We start from the raw sequence: 18,186 nt of genomic DNA, 5'->3' as shown, positions 1-18,186 counted from the left end.
CGCCGATCACGTGGTCGGCCGGCATCACGGCGAGCACGGGATCGTTCGCGAGCGCGCTGGCGTCGAGCGCCGCGAGCGTCAGCGCAGGCGCAGTATTGCGCGCGGCCGGTTCGAGCAGGATGCGGGCCGGCGCGGCGCGCCCGAGCACCTGCGCGGCACTCATGATTCGGTGCTGTTCGCCGCAGACGAGCAGCAGCGTGTCGCCGAGCGACGCGTTCGCGATGCCGTTCAGGCGGCGCGCGGTGGCCGACAGCGGCGATTCGTTCGAAGTCAGCTCGATCAGCTGCTTCGGATATTGTTCGCGCGACAGCGGCCACAGGCGCGTGCCGGAACCGCCAGAGAGCAGGACGGGTTGGAGTGCGGCCATGGGTCTCTCGCACGAAATGAGGACGGCAGTTTACCCTTTAGCCCGCAACCGCCCCTGTCCGGACACCGCATGACCCCCGAGATGCACGAAGACGCCCGTGCCACGCAACGCCTCGCCTGGGCGAGGACCGCCATCGGCGTGCCCGCGCTGGCGCTGGAACGGGCGTCGGTCGATGCCGGATTCCGCAGCTACTGGCGCACGCGGGGCGCGGAGCCCAGCCGGATCGTGATGGATTCGCCGCCCGGGCTGGAAGACGTGCGTCCCTGGCTGAAGGTCCGTGATCTGCTGGAAAGCGGCGGCGTGCGCGTGCCGCAGGTCATCGCTCGGGACGTCGAGGCCGGCTTCCTGCTGCTGGAGGACCTGGGCGGGCCGACCCTGGCGCGGACCCTCGACGCCGACAACGCGGACGGCTGGTTCGACCTGGCCATCGATGAGCTGATCAAGCTGCAGCGGATCCCTCCGCCGGAAGGCACGGGCGAATTCGGCGAGGCGCTGTTGCAGCGGGATGCCGGACTGTTCGAGGAATGGTTCCTCGGCCGCCACCTGGGCATCGGGCTGGATTGCGGTGAAAGCGAGCGCCTGCAACTCGTGCAGCGCCGGTTGATGGACAACGCACTGGCGCAGGCGCGCGTGCTGACCCATCGCGACTTCATGCCGCGCAACCTGATGCCGACGCGGCCGCTGCCGGCGGTGCTGGATTTCCAGGACTGCGTGTGGGGACCGGTGGCCTACGATCCGGTCAGCCTGTTCAAGGACGCGTTCCTCAGCTGGCCGCTGGAACGCGTCGACGGCTGGCTGGCGCAATACCATGCGCGGGCGCTGCGCGCCGGCGTGCCGGTGCCGGAAGCCTGGCCGGTGTTCCTGCGCGATGCCGACTGGATGGGCATCCAGCGGCACCTGAAAATCCTCGGCATTTTCGCCCGCCTGCACTATCGCGACGGCAAATCCGGCTACCTGCCGGATGCGCCGCGCTTCATCGCCTTCCTCGACGAGGTGCTGCCGCGCCATCCACAATTGGCGGACCTCCGCCTGCTGCTGGACGAGCGCATCAAGCCCGCCATGCGCGCGAAGGAAGCCGCATGAAGGCGCTGATCTTCGCCGCGGGCCTGGGCGAGCGCATGCGCCCGCTCACCGATCACACGCCCAAGCCCCTGCTGTCCGCCGGCGGCAAACCGCTGATCGTCTGGCACCTGGAAAAACTCGCCGCGATGGGCATCCGCGACGTGGTGATCAACATCAGCTGGCTGGCCGCGCAGTTCCCGCAAGCGCTGGGCGACGGCGGACGCTGGGGCCTGCGGCTGCACTGGTCCCACGAAGGGCCGGCACCGCTGGAGACCGGTGGCGGCATGCTGCACGCGCGCCCCCTGCTCGGCGAAGAGCCCTTCCTGCTGGTCAACGGCGACATCTGGACCGACTACGACTTCACCCGCCTTCCAACCGCTCCCACCGGCCTGGCGCATCTGGTGCTGGTGGATCCGCCCGCGCACAAGACCCATGGCGACTTCGCGCTGGGTGATGACGGCATCGTCCGCGCCGAGGGCCCACGCCAGCTGACCTACGCCGGCCTGGGCGTCTATCGCCCGGCCCTGCTAGATGACTGGCGCGCGATCATCGGCGAGACCGCCGGTGCTCCGCCTCGCTTCATGCTGGCGCCATTGCTGCGCGCGCACATGCCCGAAGGCGCCATCACCGGCGAGTACTGGGGCGGTCGATGGACCGACGTCGGCACACCGGAACGACTGAGGCAGCTTGACGCCGAACTGTGAGACCCGGGGATTCGGGTGCGCCGGTTGTCCACAGTGCGTGTGGATGAAAAACCGGCAAAGATGTGGATAAGTCGCGCGCGGCCCCACGGGCCGGACGTGTCAAGCCGGTTGGCTATTTTTTCACCACACCCGACATCGCGGATGACGCGCGCGGAAGCCAGCTCCGGTCCGGGCGGCTCCGTCGGCGCGGAGCCGTCAGCGCGGCTCCAGCACGCGGCGCAGGAACGGCACGGTGATGCGCCGCTGCGCCGCCAGCGAGGCGCGATCGAGTTGTTCGAACACCGCCACCAGCCGGCCCAGATCCCGGTCCGTGCGGGTCAGCAGCCAGTCGATGGCCGCATCTTCCAATACCAGCCCGCGCCGCTGCGCGCGTTCGCGCAACACGTCCCGGCGCCCGGCGTCGTCCAGCGGCGCCAGCATCACCCGCGCGCACTGCGACAGACGGGAGCGCAGATCCGGCAGGCCAAGCCCGATTTCGGCGGGTACGTCGCGCGCGGTGTAGAGCACGCGGATGCCGGCGGGGCGGGCGCGGTTGTGGAAATCGAACAGGGCGACCTCGTCGTCGCGATCGCCGGCGATCAGATCCAGGCCATCCAGCGCCACCACGTCATACCCTTCCAGCGCCTCCAGCGCCTCGCGCAGGCGTCCCGCCGCCGCGGCCATCGGCAGGAACGCGGCGCGCGCGCCGCGCTGTTCGGCGTGCGCGCACAGGGCGAGCGAGAGGTGGGTCTTGCCGGTCCGTGGCGCCCCGACCAGGTACAGCCAGTCCGACGACGCGCCTTCCGCCAGCGCGCGCAGCTGCGCCAGCGCGCCTTCCGGCGCGCCGACGAAACTCTCGAAACGCTGATCCGGCGGATAGCGCAGCGCCAGCGGCAGCTGTGGCGTCAGCCCGCCGGGAGACGAGGAACGGGTCACTTCACTTGCCTTCCGGATCCGGCTTGTCGCCGGCGCCCTCGTCCGGACGGCTCCTGTCCAGTTCGGTCCTGTCGACGTAGGGGTCGAGCAGGATGGCCGGATGCTCACCCGCGTAGAGCCTGCTCTGCGTGTAGCGCTCGTGCGCGTAGCGCAGCAGCACGTTGGCGACCGCCGCCACCGGCAACGCCAGCAGCATGCCGAGGAAACCGAACAACTGGCCGCCCGCCATGATCGCGAAGATCACCGCCACCGGATGCAGGCCGATGCGATCGCCGACGATGCGTGGCGTCAGCACGTAGCCTTCCAGCATCTGCCCGATCACGAACACCACCAGCACCAGCGCCACCAGGCTCCAGTCGCCGCCGGTCTGGACCAGCGCCGCGATCACGCCCAGGACGATGCCGCTGGCGGTTCCCAGATACGGGACGAAGCTGATCAGGCCGGCGATGATGCCGATCAACAGGCCCAGCTTGAGGCCCACCACCGACAGTCCGACGGCGTAGATCGCGCCCAGCGCCAGCATCACCAGGAACTGTCCGCGCAGGAACGCGCCGAGCACGTCGTTGGATTCGAGCGCGAGGCGATCGACGGTGGCGACATGGTCGCGCGGCACCAGCGCGGCCACGCGCTCCACCAGCTTGTCCCAGTCGCGCAGGAAGTAGAAGGTCAGGATCGGCAACAGGACCAGGTTGGCGACCCACGCCATCATCGCGAAGCCCGAACGCGACAGGTAGCCGAAGAACGTCGCCGCCACGCCACCGGCCTGCTGCCAGTGGCCGCGCAGCCATTCCATGATCCGATCCGGATCCAGCCAGGCCACCAGCTCCAGGCCGGTGTGCTGCTCGACCCAGGGCAGCGCCTTCTGCACGAACCAGTCGCGATACTCCGGCAGCGATTCCACCAGCGTCACTATCTGGCGTTCCAGCATCGGCACCAGGATCAGCAGCGCCAGCACCAGCAGCAACAGCATCAGGGTGAACACCAGCACCACCGAGGTCGTGCGCGAGCGTCCGGTGCGTTCCAGCCGATCCACCCAGGGATCGCCCAGCCAGCCCAGCAGCGCCGCGCAGACGAAGGGGGTCAGCACCGGCGCCAGCAGGTAGATCAGCCACCCCACGATGGCGGCGATCAGCAGCCACTGCCAACGCCTCGCCAGGGTACCGACCGGGGTGGAGGAAAGATCCATGCGGATGAACGTCCTGTAGGTGCGGAAGAAGTTACTTCAGGCGGAACACCGGCGGTTCGCCTTCGCCGCCGGTCAACGGACTGTCCTCGCCCAGCATGCGGCGGAAGCCGGACAGGCCGGAGATCAGTTCCAGATCCAGTTCCAGGGTGTCGCCATTGGCGCGCACCGGCGTGATCCGGCGCACCACCGCCATCTTCTGCAACTGGCTCATCAGGCGCACATAGTCATCCGTGCCGCGGATGCCGGAGAACACCACCCGATAGGTGCCCGCGGGGCCGGCCGCGCCGCGCTTGGCGTAACGCTTGACCAGCGCGTCGGCGGTGCCGTCCGCGCCGCCGGCCATCGCCCGGCGCGCATCGGCGTCGCTGGTCGACCAGGTGGACAGGACCTTGCCGCCGTCGACGAACACCCAGTCGGCGGTCCAGCCGCCCTTGTTCCGGTAGAGCTTGCCGATCAGCTGCATCGGCGGGCTGTAGCGGGCCGAGGCGCGCGCCACGGCGGCCGCGTCCTGGCGCCAGATCGCGCCCACCAGCGCCTGTTCGGCCGCGTTGCCCGCCGGCAGGCCCAGGCTGTAGCCCCGGTCCTGCGCGCGGCTGAGCAGCGGACGCACCGCATTGGCCTGCGACAGGCCGACCAGGCGCGGACCGCTGCCATCGTTGATGGCCAGCCAGACCACCGGCTTGGGCCGCGGCTGCGGCCAGACCGGCAGGCCCAGGACCGCGGCCAGGCCGTCGACGGCGTCGGAATCGAATCGAACGATCAGGGTGGTCCGGAAAGTCGGCGCGCCGCTGGGCGAGGTGCCCTGGTCCTGGCGGTAGTCGTAGCTGTCGACCAGGTTGCGGGCGTTGCGCAGTTCCTGGCCCACTCCGGGCCGGCCGGTCACGCCCCGATCGCCGGACATCTTGGCCAGGACCACGCCCAGCGCGCGCGCGAACGCGCCGTTGCGTTCCGCCTCGCCCTGCCCGTTCACCGGCACTTCGGCCTCGTAGGTGCCGCGCGCGGCGGCGACGTCCCCCTCGGTCCGCAGGCCGCTCTGGGCCTGGGCCGGGATGACCGTCCACGAGGCGGCCATCAACGTGGCCGCGGCGAATACGAAAGCTCTCATCCAGCGCATCGAGCGTCCCTGTGCTCCGCAAATCGGGGGGAATTGTTGCCCGAATGGGTCGCCAGCGCCAACGCCGGCCGTTCAGGGAACGTCCGAACCGGGCGCGGATTCCTTTAAAATCACGCGCCTTGCCCTTGCGACCCATTGCCGTGACCCAGCCGACGCCTCCCGCCTCCACCCCGATGACCTACCGCGACGCGGGGGTCGACATCGACGCCGGCAACGAGGTGGTCGAACGCATCAAGCCGCTGGTCCGGCGCAGCTTCCGTCCCGAGGTGATGGGCGGCCTGGGCGGTTTCGGCGCGCTGTTCGATCTGTCCGGCAAGTACAGGGAACCGGTACTGGTATCCGGCACCGACGGCGTCGGTACCAAGCTCAAGCTCGCCCAGCAGCTGAACCGCCACGACACCATCGGCATCGACCTGGTCGGCATGTGCGTCAACGACGTGCTGGTCCAGGGCGCGGAGCCGCTGTTCTTCCTCGATTATTTCGCTACCGGCAAACTCGACGTGGAGACCACCGTCGCGGTGGTCGGCGGCATCGCCAAGGGCTGCGAACTGTCCGGCTGCGCACTGATTGGCGGCGAGACCGCCGAGATGCCCGACATGTATCCGCCGGGCGAGTACGACCTGGCCGGCTTCACCGTCGGCGCGGTGGAGAAATCGAAGCTGCTCGACGGCGCCAAGGTGCGCGCGGGCGATCAGCTGATCGGCATCGCCTCCAGCGGCCCGCATTCCAACGGCTATTCGCTGATCCGCCGCATCTACGACCGCGCCGGCCGTCCGGGCGATCTTGATCTGGGCGGGGTCAAGCTGGTCGACGCGCTGATGGCCCCCACCCGCCTGTACGTCAAGCCGGTGCTGGAGCTGCTGAAGGCCCATGACCTGCACGCGATGGCGCACATCACCGGCGGCGGCCTGACCGAGAACATCATCCGGGTGATCCCGGACGGCCTGGGCCTGCGCATCGACGCCAGCGCGTGGACGCTGCCGCCGGTGTTCGACTGGCTGCAGCGCGAAGGCGCGGTGGAAAACAGCGAAATGTGGCGCACGTTCAACTGCGGCATCGGTTTCGTGCTGGTGGTGGCCTCCGACGAAGTCGCCGCGATCGAGGCCGATCTGGCCCGCCTGCAGCTGCCGAACTGGCGCATCGGCGAAGTGATCCAGGCCGGCGGCGCCGAGCGCGTGTCGATCGGCTGAGCCCGATGCGCCCCGGCAAACGGATCGCCTTCGCATCCGCGCTGGCGATCTTCGCCCTCAGCTGGATCGCGCCGCGCTGGCCGCTCGAGCAGGCGCTGCACAGCAGCCTGACCGTGGTCGGGTTGATCTGGCTGCTCATGCATGACCGCCGCTGGCCGATGCGCACGTCGCACTTCGCGCTGATCTGCTTCTTCATCGCCCTGCACTGCATCGGCGCGCGCTGGCTGTACTCCAATGTGCCGTACGACGCGTGGGCGCGGGCCCTGACCGGGCATGCGCTGAGCGATCTGTTCGGTTGGCGGCGCAATCATTTCGATCGCCTGATCCACCTGCTCTACGGCCTCTGTTTCACCCCGGCGGTCTGGCACTGGCTGCGCCAGCGCTGGCCGCTGACGGCAGGCCAGGCATTTGCCATCGCGGTGATGCTGATCATGTGCACCAGCCTGGTCTACGAGTGGCTGGAATGGGCGATCGCGCTGGTTCTCTCGCCCGAGGCGGCGGAGTCCTACAACGGCCAGCAGGGCGATGTCTGGGACGCGCACGCCGACATGCTGCTGGCCACCCTGGGCGCCATCGTGGTGTGGCCGATGATGCGGCGCGAACGCCGGGAGCCCGTCCACGCATGAACAAGAATCGCATCGCCATCCTGGTCTCCGGGCGCGGCAGCAATCTGCAGGCCCTGCTTGACGCCATCGCCGATGGCCGCCTGGATGCGGAGATCGTGGGCGTGTTCTCCGACAGGCCCAAGGCCGCCGCGCTGGACCGCGTGCCGGCGCCGCTGCGCTGGAGCACAGACACGCGCCGGTTCGCGGATCGCGCCGGCTTCGACGCCGCCCTGGCCGACGCCGTGGACGCGGTCCGTCCCGACTGGGTGATCTGCGCCGGCTACATGCGCATTCTCGGCGAGGCGTTCACCGCCCGCTTCCGGGGCCGCCTGCTCAACATCCACCCCTCCCTGCTGCCGAAGTACCGGGGCCTGCACACCCACGCGCGGGCGCTGGAAGCCGGTGATCGCGAACATGGCGCCAGCGTGCACTGGGTGGTGCCGGAACTGGACGCGGGCGCGGTCATCGCGCAGGCGCCGATCCCGGTGCGGCCTGGCGACACGCCCGAGGATCTGGCGGCCCGCCTGCTGCCCCGCGAGCACGCCCTGCTGGTCGCCGTCGCCGCGCTGGTGGTCGCCGGACGTCTCACTGAACAGGGAGACGAAGCCTACCTGGATGGTCAGCCGCTATTAAAACCGCTGTGCCTAGATTCTGCCGGTCAACTTCCCCTCCCCACCGCGACATGACGCCGCTTCCGACCCGCGCCCTGCTGCTGGCCACCCTGCTCTCGCTCGGCGCTCCCGCCTGGGCGCTGGAGCCGTTCGTGGCCACCTACGATGCCTACCGCGGCGGCAAGCTGGCCGGCAGTGCGACCATGAAGGTTGCACAGGTGTCAGGAGAAGGCCGCTGGCAGGTCGATCTGGGCGTGCGCGGAACCCGCGGACTGGCCCGCCTGTCGGGGCTGGACATCCAGCAGAGCACCCTGTTCGACACCGTCGGCGAGGGGTTCCGGCCGCTCAGCCAAGCCACCACGCAGAGTGCGCTCTTCACCGGCAAGAAAGTGGTCGGTGTCTACGATTGGAGCGCCCTGTCGGCCCGCTGGCAGGGTGATCTGAAGAAGAACCGCCGTGCCCCCGTGCCGCTGCAACCCGGCGACATGAGCGCGCTGCTGGTCAACCTGGCGGTCATCCGCGATGCCGAACCCGGCCGCCAGTTGCATTACCGGGTGGTCGATTTCGGCAAGACGCGCGACTATCAGTACGCGGTCGCGCCGCAGACCGAAATCGTCTCGGTGGATGACCTCAGCTACGACGCCATGCGCGTGGATCGCACCAATGGCGGCAACGACGAAACCATTTTCTGGGTAGCACAGGGCGTTCCGACGCCGGTCCGCATCCTCCAGCGCGAGGATGGCGAGGACAAACTGGATCTGCGCCTGGTCGAGTACCAAGGAGTGCCGTGAACCATGAAGAAGCTTGCCCCCCTGTTCCGTTTCCGTGTCCTCGCCTCCGCCGCCCTGCTGGCGATGGCCGCCGCGCCCGCCTGGGCCATCGATGCCTTCACCGCGCAGTACCAGGCCAGCGCGCTGGGCATGCTCGGCGAAGGCCAGATGAGCGTCGCGCCGCAAGGCAACAACCGCTGGCAGTACAGCCTCAGCATCCGCAACCAGCTGGTCGATCTGAGCCAGAAGACCGTGTTCGACGAACAGAATGGCCGCCTGCGCCCGCTGTCCAGCAGCGACAGCTCGCGCATCCTGGTCAAGAAGAAGTCCGTGGACACCGTCTACGACTGGAGCAAGTCGCAGGCCACCTGGACCGGCGACATCAAGCCGGATCGCGCCGGACCGCTGAAGCTGCAGCCGGGCGACATGGATGCGTTGCTGGTCAATCTGGCCATCGTCCGCGACGTCGCCGCCGGCAAGCCGCTGCGCTACCGCATGGTGGAAAACGGCCGCGCCAAGCCGATGACCTACCAGGTCGCCGGCAAGGAACAGATCACGGTGGCCGGCAAGACCCAGCAGGCCACCAAGGTGGTCCGCACCGACGGCAACAAGCAGATGATCGTCTGGGTGGTGCCCGACATGCCGGTGCCGGCGCGCATCCTGCAGCGCGAGAATGGCCAGGATTCGATCGACCTGACCATCAAGTCCTGGCGCTGAGCCGGCAAACCGGAAGAAAAAAAGCCCGGCAATCGCCGGGCTTTTTTTTTGCTGCCGGTGGGTGCCTACTGCGCCGGTGCCGGGTCGGCGGCCACCGTGGTCCGGCAATCCACCCGGATCGAGGTGCCGTCGCTGCGCCAGGCGTAGGAACGGCATTCGCGGCGGCCTTCGGTGTGTTTTTCCACCACCACCGCGTAGAACGCCTGCATGATTTCCTGCTCGGTGACCTTGCCGTCGCCGTTCCAGTCCATGTCCTTGTTGGTGATGCCGCTGGTGCCCGCCGCGCCGGTGAAGTGCAGGTAGGCCAGCGCCGCCAGCAACAGGACGAAGAAGGCCAGCAGCGCCTTGCGCCGGGGCGAGAAGCGTGCGCGTGTCGTCGCCATGGCCGCGTCCTCAGGAGATCCGGCGGATTTTGGCGCCCAGCGCGCCCAGCTTTTCCTCGATGTTCTCGTAGCCGCGATCCAGGTGATAGATGCGGTCGATCACGGTGTCGCCCTCGGCCACCAGGCCGGCGAGAATCAGCGACGCCGACGCGCGCAGATCCGTCGCCATCACCGGCGCGCCGCTGAGTTTCTCCACGCCCCGCACGATCGCCGTGTGTCCTTCGACGCGGATGTCCGCGCCCAGGCGCAGCAGCTCGTTCACATGCATGAAACGGTTCTCGAAGATGGTCTCGTTGATCACGCCCACGCCCTCGGCCACGCAGTTCAACGCCATCAACTGCGCCTGCATGTCGGTCGGAAACGCCGGATACGGCGCGGTGGTCAGGCTGACCGCGCGCGGCCGCCGGCCCTGCATGTCCAGGCTGATGCTGTCCTCGGTCGTCTCGATCGACGCGCCGGCTTCGCTCAGCTTGTCCAGCACCGCGTCCAGGGTGTCGCCGCGCGCGCGGCGCGCGATGATCCGCCCGCCGGTCATCGCCGCGGCCACCAGGAAGGTACCGGTCTCGATGCGATCCGGCAGCACCGCGTGGCGGCCGCCGTCGAGGCGTTCGACGCCGCGCACGACGATGCGCGGCGTACCCGCGCCCTCGATGTCCGCGCCCAGCGCGATCAGGCAGTTCGCCAGGTCGGTGATCTCCGGCTCCATCGCCGCGTTCTCCAGCACCGTGGTGCCTTCGGCGAGCGTGGCCGCCATCAGCACGTTCTCGGTACCGGTCACGGTGACCATGTCGAACACGTAGCGTCCGCCCTTCAGGCGCTTGGCCTTGGCCTTCACGTAGCCGTTCTCGACCACGATGTCCGCGCCCAGCGCCTGCAGCCCCTTGATGTGCTGGTCGACCGGGCGCGAGCCAATCGCGCAGCCACCGGGCAGCGACACTTCGGCCGCGCCGTACTTGGCCAGCAGCGGACCGAGCACGAGGATCGACGCGCGCATCGTCTTGACCAGCTCATACGGCGCGACGTGCTGGTTGACGCTGCGCGGGTCGACGATGATGCCGCTGCCGCGCGAGAGCGTGCCTTCGTCGATGCTGATGCCGGCGCCGAGTTCGCCCAGCAGCTTGATGGTGGTGACCACGTCGTGCAGGTGCGGCACGTTGGTGATCTCCACCGGCGCATCGGCGAGCAGCGTGGCGCAAAGAATCGGCAGCACCGCGTTCTTGGCGCCGGAGATGGTGACTTCACCCTGGAGCGGGATACCGCCGGTCACTACGATTTTCTGCATGGATCACTCGAATGGAAAAATGGGAGGGTCGCCCGGCTCATTCGCCGGGACGGGTCGGGTGCTGCTCGGCGCGGTCGTGGATCTCGTACCAGTCCGCCTTGGAACCAACAAAGATGTGCATCGCCGGCCCGGCCGGCAAGGGGGTGTCCAGCGTGCCCACGCGCAGGCGCAGCGTCTCCGGCATGGCGTCGCGGCGACTGTACAACGGCGACGCGCAGCGGCGGCAGAACATCCGGTGGACGCCGGGCGAGGATTCGTAGCCGGTCAGCAGGTCCGCGCCTTCCAGCAACTCGAAATCGGCCGTGGCGATCGGCACCACCGCCTGGAACGCCGAGCCGTTGGCCTTGCGGCAGCGCGAGCAATGGCAGACCACCATCGCCCCCGGCTCGCCATGCAGCCGATAGCGGATGCCGCCGCACAGGCAGCTGCCGGACGCCGAAGGAGGCGGTTGCGGCGTCATTGGCGGCTTACTTGCCGTCCGGTGTGACCGTCTTCAGGGCCAGCGCGTGGATGGCGCCGCCCATCAGATCGCCCAGGGTCGCGTAGACCATGCGGTGCCGGGCCAGCGGCAGTTTGCCGCGGAACGCTTCCGCCACCACCGTCGCCTCGAAGTGCACTCCGTCCTCGCCCTCGACCTGCGCCTGCGCGCCGGGGAGGCCGGATTCGATGAGTTTACGTATGGTTTCGGCGTCCAACGGGCATTTCCTAATAAAATGGCCGCCTATTCTACCCCCGGCCCGCCTCCCGCATGCCCCAGACGCTCCCCTCCAATCCGGCCGTGCAGGACGCCCAACTGGCCGCCAGCGGGCGACGCGTGATCGAGATCGAGGCGCAGGCGCTGACCGCGCTGGCCAACCGCATCGACGGCGGTTTTTCGGCCGCCTGCCGGGCCATCCTGGCCGGCCACGGCCGGGTTGTCGCGACCGGCATGGGCAAGTCGGGGCACATCGCCCGCAAGATCGCCGCCACCCTCGCCTCCACCGGCACGCCGGCGTTCTACGTGCATCCCGGCGAAGCCGGGCATGGCGACCTGGGCATGATCACCGACGCCGACGTGGTCCTGGCGGTGTCCTATTCCGGCGAATCGGATGAATTGCTGATGTTGCTACCGGTGCTCAAGCGCCAGGGCAACACCGTGATCGCCATGACCGGCAAGCCCGCGTCGACCCTGGCCCGGGAAAGCAGCATCCACCTGGACGTCAGCGTGCCGGCCGAAGCCTGCCCGCTGGACCTGGCGCCGACCAGCAGTACCACCGCGACCCTGGCCATGGGCGACGCCCTGGCCGTGGCCTTGCTGGAAGCCCGCGGCTTCACCGCCGACGATTTCGCCCGTTCCCATCCGGCCGGCAGCCTGGGCCGGCGCCTGCTGCTGCACATCACCGACGTCATGCACGCCGGCGACGACGTCCCCCGCGTGGCCGAGGACGCCACCCTCAGCGAGGCGCTGATGGAAATGAGCCGCAAGCGCCTGGGCATGACCGCGGTGGTCGACGCCGGGCAACGGCTGGTCGGGCTGTTCACCGACGGCGACCTGCGCCGGACCCTGGACAATCCCGGCCTGGACATCCGCCACGCCCGCATCGCCGAGCTGATGACCCGCCAGCCCAAGACCATCGGCGCCGACCAGTTGGCCGTGGAGGCCGCACGCATGATGGAAACCCATAAAATCAGTGGTCTCATCGTCGTCGACGCTGAACATCGGCCGGTCGGCGCGCTCAACATTCATGACCTGTTGCGCGCGCGCGTGGTCTAAGAAGTCCGGCATCGGCGCGGACGGCGGGGAAACCGCCCGCCCGGCCTCCGCCGATTCCCCCGCCCCGGTTTCCCCTTTCCTTTCCAAGCCATGCCCCTGTCCCATCTCGCCGACATCGACGATGCCCTGATCGCCCGCGCCCGGGCGATCCGGCTGGCCTGCTTCGACGTCGATGGCACGCTCACCGACGGGCGCCTGATCTATGACGACGAGGGGCGCGAGGCCAAGGCCTTCCACATCCACGACGGCCAGGGCTTGGTGCTGCTGCGGCGCGCCGGCATCGAGGTCGCGCTGATCACCGCCCGCCACAGTCCGGCCGCCGAACGGCGTGCGCGGGAACTGGGCGTGCGCATCCATACAGGCGTGAAGGACAAGCTGGCCCAGGTCGATGCGCTCTGCGCCGAACTCGGCCTGGAGCGCGCGCAGGTGGCCTTCATGGGAGACGACCTGCCGGATCAGCCGCCGCTGCGCGCGGTCGGCCTGGCCATCGCGCCGGCCGACGCCCATGCCTGGACCGCCCGCCACGCCCATTGGCGTACCCGCGCCCGCGCCGGCCGTGGCGCCGCCCGCGAGGCCTGCGATCTGCTGCTGGGCGCGCAGGGTCATGCCGCCGCATTGTGGGAGGGCACCGCATGAACTGGCGCCTGACCATCGGCCTGGTGCTGCTCGTGGCCGCCATCTTCAGCGGCTGGTCGGCCTGGAAGCAGCGCGCCCGCCCGGAAACCGCCCCGGCCGGCCCGGACCGCTCCGACTACGTGATGCACGACTTCGAAATCGTGGCGCTGGACAAGCAGGGCAAGGAATCGCTGACCCTGCGCGCGCCGGAGATGCACCGCAATCCCGCCGACCAGAGCCTCTCGATCACCACCCCGCTGTTCCTGCTCCCCGACAGCGCCGGCAAGTACTGGCAGATGCGTTCCAAGACCGGCTGGATGAGCCCGGATCACTCCGAGCTGCGGCTGCTCGCCGACGTCCAGGGCACCAGTCCGGCCGACGCGCCGCCGCCGACCACGTTCCGGACCGAGCGGCTGGATGTGTTCCCGGACAAGAACCTGGCCACCACCGAGCTCCCGGTCACCATCACCCGGCCCGGTTCTATACTCAGCGGGGTCGGGTTCGAAACCCACCTCAAGAACAAAACCTACGAATTCAAATCCCAGGTCAAAAGTGTCTATGCACCCAAGTCTGCGCGCTAGCGCCCTGCTGCTTCCGCTCCTGCTGGCCTGCGCCGCGGCCTGGGCCAAGTCGTCCGATCGCAACCAGGACATGATCATCGATGCCGGGCATCAGATCGGTTCGTACGAGGGCAACAGCAAGATCGTGCTGAGCAAGGGCGTGACCGTCTCCCAGGGCTCGCTGGACATCCGTTCCAGCGCCGGCGAGGTCTACATGAACAATGGCGAGATTTCGCGCGCCGTGTTCACCGGCAAACAGGTCAAGCTCAAGCAGCAGCTGGAAGACGGCTCCTGGATGGACGCCACGGCCGATCGCGTCGAATACGACATGGCGGGCGAGACCATCACCTTCATCGGCAACTACACGGTGAAGTCGCCGCGCGGCTCCAACAGCGGCCAGAAGATGGTCTACAACACCAAGACCGGCAACATGGAAAGCGGCGGCGACGGCACCCGCGTGCGCACCGTGATCAAGCCGAAGTCGGCGCAGCCGCAGGGCGCCAAGTGATGCTGACCGCACAGGGCCTGCGCAAGACCTACCGCCAGCGCAAGGTGGTCAGCGACTTCGGGCTGAGCCTGGAAGCCGGCGAAGTGGTCGGCCTGCTCGGGCCGAACGGCGCCGGCAAGACCACCTGCTTCTACATGATCGTCGGCCTGGTGGCCGCCGACGCCGGCCGGATCGAACTGGACGGCCAGGACATCACCGCCGAGCCGATGTACCAGCGCGCCAAGCTGGGCGTGGGTTACCTGCCGCAGGAACCCTCGGTGTTCCGCAAACTCACCGTGGCCGACAACATCCGGCTGGTCCTGGAACTGCGCGAGGACCTGGACGAGGCCGGCATCGAGAAGGAACTGGCCTCGCTGCTCGACGAACTGCAGATCAGCCACGTCGCCGAGCAACTGGGCGCCAGCCTGTCCGGTGGCGAACGGCGCCGTTGCGAAATCGCCCGCGCCCTGGCCGCGCGGCCCCGCCTGATGTTGCTGGACGAGCCGTTCGCCGGCGTCGACCCCATCTCGGTCGGCGAGATCCAGCGCATCGTCAAACATCTCAAGAACCGTGGCATCGGCGTGCTGATCACCGACCACAACGTGCGCGAGACCTTGGGAATCTGCGACCGGGCGTATATCCTCAACGAGGGCAGCGTGCTGGCGCAGGGGGCACCGGACGCGCTGCTGGCCAATCCGGACGTGCGGCGCGTGTACCTGGGGGAAACCTTCCGTCTCTGAGGGCGATGCCGCACCACCCGGACCGCAGGCCGCGCCGTCGCCTTCGGATATCGGATGAAACCACGCCTCCAGACATCGCTGGGACAGCAATTGGTCATGACGCCGCAACTGCGTCAGGCCATCCGCTTGCTGCAGATGTCGACCGCGGAGCTGGAGGTGGAAATCACCCAGGCCGTGGAATCCAACCCCCTGCTGGACTGGACCGAGGATGCGCCGGCCGCCGGCGGCGAGGAGGGCCCGCCCGCGGAGGCCAACGGCGACGGACAGGAAACCCGCCACGACGACGAGCGCCCGTCCGATGACGACTGGGCTCCGGACGAGGGGCCGTGGGCCACGTCCGGCGGCGGCTCCTTCGACGACGACGACCCCGGCAGCGCCGCCGAGCGGGTAGCCGAGGCCGACACCCTGCGGGATCACCTGCTCTGGCAACTGCACCTGTCGCACCTGTCCCCGCGCGACCGCCGCATCGGCAGCGCGCTGATCGACGCGCTGGAGGAAGACGGCTACCTGCGCGAGCCGCTGGCGGGCATCGCCGAAGCCCTGAAGCCCGACCTGGACGTGGACGAGGACGAGATCAACGTCGTCCTGCACCAGTTGCAGCGCTTCGACCCGGTCGGCGTCGGTGCCCGCTCGCTGGGCGAGTGCCTGCGCCTGCAGTTGGCCGTGCTCGGCGACGACACCCCCGGCAAGGCGCTGGCGATGCGGATTGCCGAGGGTCCGCTGGACCGGCTGCCGCGCAGCGGCGTGGCCGGCATCGCCGCCGAGCTCAAGCAGCCGGTGGCCGAAATCGAAACCGCGGTCGCCCTGCTGCGCACCCTGGATCCCAAGCCCGGCGCCCAGATCGGCGAACTGGGCAGCGACACCTATGTGGTCCCGGACTGCGTGGTCTGGCGTCAGCGCGGCGTCTGGCGGGCGGCGCTGGCCGGGAACACCCTGCCCCGGATCGGCATCCACCGGGGCTACGAACAGATGATCCGGCAGTGCGGCGAGAGCGATGCCGGCTACCTCAAGGGGCAGCTGCAGGAAGCCCGCTGGCTGCTCAAGAGCCTGGAGGCGCGCGGCGAAACCCTGCTCAAGGTGACCCGCTGCCTGATCCGCGAACAGGCCGGCTTCCTGGAATTCGGTGAACAGGCGCTGCGGCCGTTGACCCTGCGCGAAGTGGCCGGCGAAGTCGGCCTGCACGAATCCACGGTTTCACGGGCCATTGCCCGCAAGTACGTGCGCACGCCGCGTGGAACCCTGCCATTGCGCGCCTTCTTCGCGTCCGGCATCGATACCGAGGGCGGCGGCGAGGCGTCCAGTACCGCCATCCAGGCCATGATCCGGCGCCTGATCGAACAGGAAAATCCGCGCAAGCCGCTGTCCGACGCCAAGCTGGCGGACCTGCTGAAGGCGTCCGGTGTTCCCGTGGCGCGGCGTACGGTCGCCAAATACCGTGAAGCCCTGCACATCCTGTCATCGCACGAACGCGTGCGCCTGGACTGAAACGCGACTTTTCATCCCCGCCGCTTGATCGCCACCGGGATCGGATCCATCTTGTCAGTGCGGCGATTGGCCGCGTTGCCGGAGATGTCTGGAACCCGAACCCGATTCCGTTGTCATAGCTGCACGACAACGCGTTCTTAGCAGTGCCGACAGCACTGCATCACCGACAGAAGGAGGCAAGCGATGCGTATCGAGACCTACGGGCATGAAATCGAAGTCACTCCCGCCCTGCGCGATTACGTGGAAACCAAGCTGAAGCGCCTGGAGCGCCATTTCGACCAACCCTTCGAAGTTCGTACCCAACTCTGTACGCGCAAACCCGATTACGTCGCCGAAGCGACCGTCTCCCTCGCGGGCCGTACCCTCCACGCCGACGCAGGCGCGCAGACGATGTACGCCGCCATCGACATCCTGGCCGACAAGCTCGATCGCCTGCTGGTCAAGCACAAGGAAAAGAAGACCGACGTCCAGCGCGGCACGCGCATGGAAGCGGTAGGCTGACGCGGTTCCCGCCCCCAACCGCCCTTGCCTGCGACCCGCGCGGTCCGGGCAAGGGTCCGGCAGCGCTCTTCACGCTGCATTAGCAGTTCATCTCCCTCCAGATTACACTCCCCCTGCTCCGCGCCATCGGCGCATCCGGGTGGGATGTTCCGTCCTGCCCCGCGTGTCCGTCGCGCCTCGTGCCGCTCCGGCATGTCCCGTCTTCGTCCCTCTCCCGTACTCGCCGACTGATGAACACCAGTATCACCGCCCGCGAACTGTTCGAGCAGCAGAAAGAGAAGCTGGCCCTGCGCTGGGTCGCCGGCCAGAAGGGCGAGAACCGGATCCTCGAAGCCGGCGACACCATCGCGCGGCGGCCATCGCTGGCCGGCTATCTCAACGCGGTCTATCCCAACAAGGTGCAGATCCTCGGCACCGAGGAACTGTCCTGGCTGGATTCGCTGGACTCGCGGCAGCGCTGGGAAACCATCGAGAAGATCGTGCATTTCCGTCCGCTCGCGCTGGTCATCAGCAAGAACCAGCAATGCCCCGAGGATCTGCGCGAAGCGGCGAACGAGACCGACACGCCACTGTGGATCTCGCCCAAGCGCGGGCATGAACTGCTGAACCATCTGTCCTACCATCTGGCGCGCACGCTGGCGCCGCGGGTGACGCTGCATGGTGTGTTCATGGAGATCTATTCCATCGGCGTGCTGATCACCGGCGAGGCGGGTTCCGGCAAGAGCGAGCTGGCGCTCGAACTGCTCAGCCGCGGTCACCGGCTGGTCGCCGATGACGCGCCCGAGTTCACCCAGATCGCGCCGGACGTGCTCGATGGCACCTGCCCCGAACTGCTGCAGGATCTGCTGGAAGTCCGTGGCCTGGGCGTGCTCAACGTGCGCGAGATGTTCGGCGACACCGCGGTCAAGAAGAACAAGTACCTGCGCCTGATCGTGCACCTGACCCAGCCGACCGTCGAGCCCAGGCCGGGCGGGATCGAGCGCATCACCGGCGACCTCGGCGTGCGCCGCGTGCTCGACCTCGACGTGCCGATGATCACGCTCCCGGTGATGCCCGGCCGCAACCTCGCGGTGCTGACGGAGGCCGCGGCGCGCGCGCACATCCTGCGCGCCAAGGGCGTGGACCCGGCGGCGGCGTTC

Annotated in this window: 23 protein-coding genes; 15 read left to right on the top strand and 8 right to left on the bottom strand. The window is 68.6% G+C overall.

Going from position 1 to position 18,186, the window contains the following annotated elements; translation table 11 throughout:
* Window positions 1-367, bottom strand: a 367-nt coding sequence (locus tag ACTHN1_RS06675; RefSeq protein ID WP_440470175.1) for a sugar phosphate nucleotidyltransferase, incomplete at its 3' end; no start/stop codon positions are given.
* 69 nt (window positions 368-436) lie between these two features.
* On the opposite strand from ACTHN1_RS06675, the gene ACTHN1_RS06670 reads away from it, so the two are divergent.
* Together ACTHN1_RS06670 and murU are read left to right on the top strand one after the other, a co-directional pair.
* A complete protein-coding gene (locus ACTHN1_RS06670; protein ID WP_440470174.1) occupies window positions 437-1,450 on the top strand; it encodes an aminoglycoside phosphotransferase family protein in 1,014 nt (337 codons plus the stop codon).
* Entirely contained in the window at window positions 1,447-2,133 is a 687-nt protein-coding gene (gene murU / locus ACTHN1_RS06665) for an N-acetylmuramate alpha-1-phosphate uridylyltransferase MurU (RefSeq protein ID WP_440470173.1), read from the top strand. The genes ACTHN1_RS06670 and murU overlap by 4 nt, the downstream gene beginning before the upstream one ends.
* 195 nt (window positions 2,134-2,328) lie before the next feature.
* Here murU and hda read toward each other — a convergent pair whose 3' ends face one another.
* From hda to ACTHN1_RS06650, 3 genes are read right to left on the bottom strand one after another with little or no spacing between them, the layout of a single operon-like run.
* The gene (hda, locus tag ACTHN1_RS06660) at window positions 2,329-3,048 is read right to left on the bottom strand and encodes a DnaA regulatory inactivator Hda (RefSeq protein WP_440470172.1); all 720 of its coding nucleotides are present in this window, start codon (window positions 3,046-3,048) and stop codon (window positions 2,329-2,331) included.
* 1 nt (window position 3,049) lies between these two features.
* On the bottom strand, window positions 3,050-4,234 hold the full coding sequence (locus tag ACTHN1_RS06655) for an AI-2E family transporter (protein WP_440470171.1): 1,185 nt from the start codon (window positions 4,232-4,234) through the stop codon (window positions 3,050-3,052).
* 31 nt (window positions 4,235-4,265) lie between these two features.
* A complete protein-coding gene (locus tag ACTHN1_RS06650) occupies window positions 4,266-5,339 on the bottom strand; it encodes a DUF2066 domain-containing protein (protein ID WP_440470170.1) in 1,074 nt (357 codons plus the stop codon).
* 182 nt (window positions 5,340-5,521) lie between these two features.
* Between ACTHN1_RS06650 and purM the strand changes: the two genes are divergently transcribed.
* Genes purM through ACTHN1_RS06625 form a run of 5 tightly spaced genes read left to right on the top strand, consistent with a single transcriptional unit; the run spans window position 5,522 to window position 9,241 of the window.
* Window positions 5,522-6,538, top strand: a complete 1,017-nt coding sequence (gene purM / locus ACTHN1_RS06645; protein ID WP_440470176.1) for a phosphoribosylformylglycinamidine cyclo-ligase — start codon at window positions 5,522-5,524, stop codon at window positions 6,536-6,538.
* A 5-nt stretch (window positions 6,539-6,543) separates the two neighbouring features.
* The gene (locus ACTHN1_RS06640; RefSeq protein WP_440470169.1) at window positions 6,544-7,164 is read left to right on the top strand and encodes a DUF2238 domain-containing protein; all 621 of its coding nucleotides are present in this window, start codon (window positions 6,544-6,546) and stop codon (window positions 7,162-7,164) included.
* Window positions 7,161-7,829 (top strand): phosphoribosylglycinamide formyltransferase, encoded by a 669-nt coding sequence (purN, locus tag ACTHN1_RS06635; protein ID WP_440470168.1) that lies wholly within the window; start codon window positions 7,161-7,163, stop codon window positions 7,827-7,829. Before ACTHN1_RS06640 ends, purN begins: the two co-directional genes overlap by 4 nt.
* Window positions 7,826-8,545, top strand: coding sequence for a DUF3108 domain-containing protein (locus ACTHN1_RS06630; protein ID WP_440470167.1), 720 nt, complete (start codon window positions 7,826-7,828; stop codon window positions 8,543-8,545). Before purN ends, ACTHN1_RS06630 begins: the two co-directional genes overlap by 4 nt.
* A 3-nt stretch (window positions 8,546-8,548) precedes the next feature.
* On the top strand, window positions 8,549-9,241 hold the full coding sequence (locus ACTHN1_RS06625) for a DUF3108 domain-containing protein (protein WP_440470166.1): 693 nt from the start codon (window positions 8,549-8,551) through the stop codon (window positions 9,239-9,241).
* Between the two features lie 65 nt (window positions 9,242-9,306).
* Here the strand turns inward: ACTHN1_RS06625 and ACTHN1_RS06620 are convergent, their stop codons facing one another.
* Genes ACTHN1_RS06620 through ACTHN1_RS06605 form a run of 4 tightly spaced genes read right to left on the bottom strand, consistent with a single transcriptional unit; the run spans window position 9,307 to window position 11,601 of the window.
* Window positions 9,307-9,624 (bottom strand): EF-hand domain-containing protein, encoded by a 318-nt coding sequence (locus tag ACTHN1_RS06620; RefSeq protein WP_440470165.1) that lies wholly within the window; start codon window positions 9,622-9,624, stop codon window positions 9,307-9,309.
* A 10-nt stretch (window positions 9,625-9,634) separates the two neighbouring features.
* Entirely contained in the window at window positions 9,635-10,906 is a 1,272-nt protein-coding gene (murA, locus tag ACTHN1_RS06615) for a UDP-N-acetylglucosamine 1-carboxyvinyltransferase (RefSeq protein WP_440470164.1), read from the bottom strand.
* Between the two features lie 37 nt (window positions 10,907-10,943).
* Window positions 10,944-11,366 carry a GFA family protein gene (locus ACTHN1_RS06610; RefSeq protein WP_440470163.1) on the bottom strand — a complete coding sequence of 141 codons (423 nt, stop codon included), beginning with the start codon at window positions 11,364-11,366 and terminating at the stop codon, window positions 10,944-10,946.
* A 7-nt stretch (window positions 11,367-11,373) separates the two neighbouring features.
* The gene (locus tag ACTHN1_RS06605; protein WP_141453755.1) at window positions 11,374-11,601 is read right to left on the bottom strand and encodes a BolA family protein; all 228 of its coding nucleotides are present in this window, start codon (window positions 11,599-11,601) and stop codon (window positions 11,374-11,376) included.
* Between the two features lie 53 nt (window positions 11,602-11,654).
* On the opposite strand from ACTHN1_RS06605, the gene ACTHN1_RS06600 reads away from it, so the two are divergent.
* The 8 genes from ACTHN1_RS06600 to hprK form a co-directional block, all read left to right on the top strand.
* The gene (locus ACTHN1_RS06600) at window positions 11,655-12,659 is read left to right on the top strand and encodes a KpsF/GutQ family sugar-phosphate isomerase (protein ID WP_440470162.1); all 1,005 of its coding nucleotides are present in this window, start codon (window positions 11,655-11,657) and stop codon (window positions 12,657-12,659) included.
* 90 nt (window positions 12,660-12,749) lie between these two features.
* A complete protein-coding gene (locus tag ACTHN1_RS06595) occupies window positions 12,750-13,295 on the top strand; it encodes a KdsC family phosphatase (RefSeq protein ID WP_440470161.1) in 546 nt (181 codons plus the stop codon).
* The gene (gene lptC, locus ACTHN1_RS06590) at window positions 13,292-13,855 is read left to right on the top strand and encodes an LPS export ABC transporter periplasmic protein LptC (RefSeq protein ID WP_440470160.1); all 564 of its coding nucleotides are present in this window, start codon (window positions 13,292-13,294) and stop codon (window positions 13,853-13,855) included. The genes ACTHN1_RS06595 and lptC overlap by 4 nt, the downstream gene beginning before the upstream one ends.
* On the top strand, window positions 13,833-14,342 hold the full coding sequence (lptA, locus tag ACTHN1_RS06585; protein ID WP_440470159.1) for a lipopolysaccharide transport periplasmic protein LptA: 510 nt from the start codon (window positions 13,833-13,835) through the stop codon (window positions 14,340-14,342). The genes lptC and lptA overlap by 23 nt, the downstream gene beginning before the upstream one ends.
* A complete protein-coding gene (gene lptB, locus ACTHN1_RS06580) occupies window positions 14,342-15,061 on the top strand; it encodes an LPS export ABC transporter ATP-binding protein (protein WP_440470158.1) in 720 nt (239 codons plus the stop codon). The genes lptA and lptB overlap by 1 nt, the downstream gene beginning before the upstream one ends.
* A 54-nt stretch (window positions 15,062-15,115) precedes the next feature.
* Complete coding sequence (locus ACTHN1_RS06575) at window positions 15,116-16,546, top strand: RNA polymerase factor sigma-54 (RefSeq protein WP_440470157.1); 1,431 nt, start codon at window positions 15,116-15,118, stop codon at window positions 16,544-16,546.
* 183 nt (window positions 16,547-16,729) lie between these two features.
* Window positions 16,730-17,047 (top strand): ribosome hibernation-promoting factor, HPF/YfiA family, encoded by a 318-nt coding sequence (hpf, locus tag ACTHN1_RS06570; protein ID WP_440470156.1) that lies wholly within the window; start codon window positions 16,730-16,732, stop codon window positions 17,045-17,047.
* 230 nt (window positions 17,048-17,277) lie between these two features.
* The coding region (gene hprK, locus ACTHN1_RS06565; RefSeq protein WP_440470155.1) for an HPr(Ser) kinase/phosphatase at window positions 17,278-18,186 on the top strand (909 nt) is incomplete at its 3' end.

It is taken from the genome of Pseudoxanthomonas sp., from assembly GCF_051953815.1.
In the GTDB taxonomy this organism is placed as follows: Bacteria; Pseudomonadota; Gammaproteobacteria; order Xanthomonadales; family Xanthomonadaceae; genus Pseudoxanthomonas_A.
This window is presented reverse-complemented; position numbering and strand designations above follow the sequence as displayed.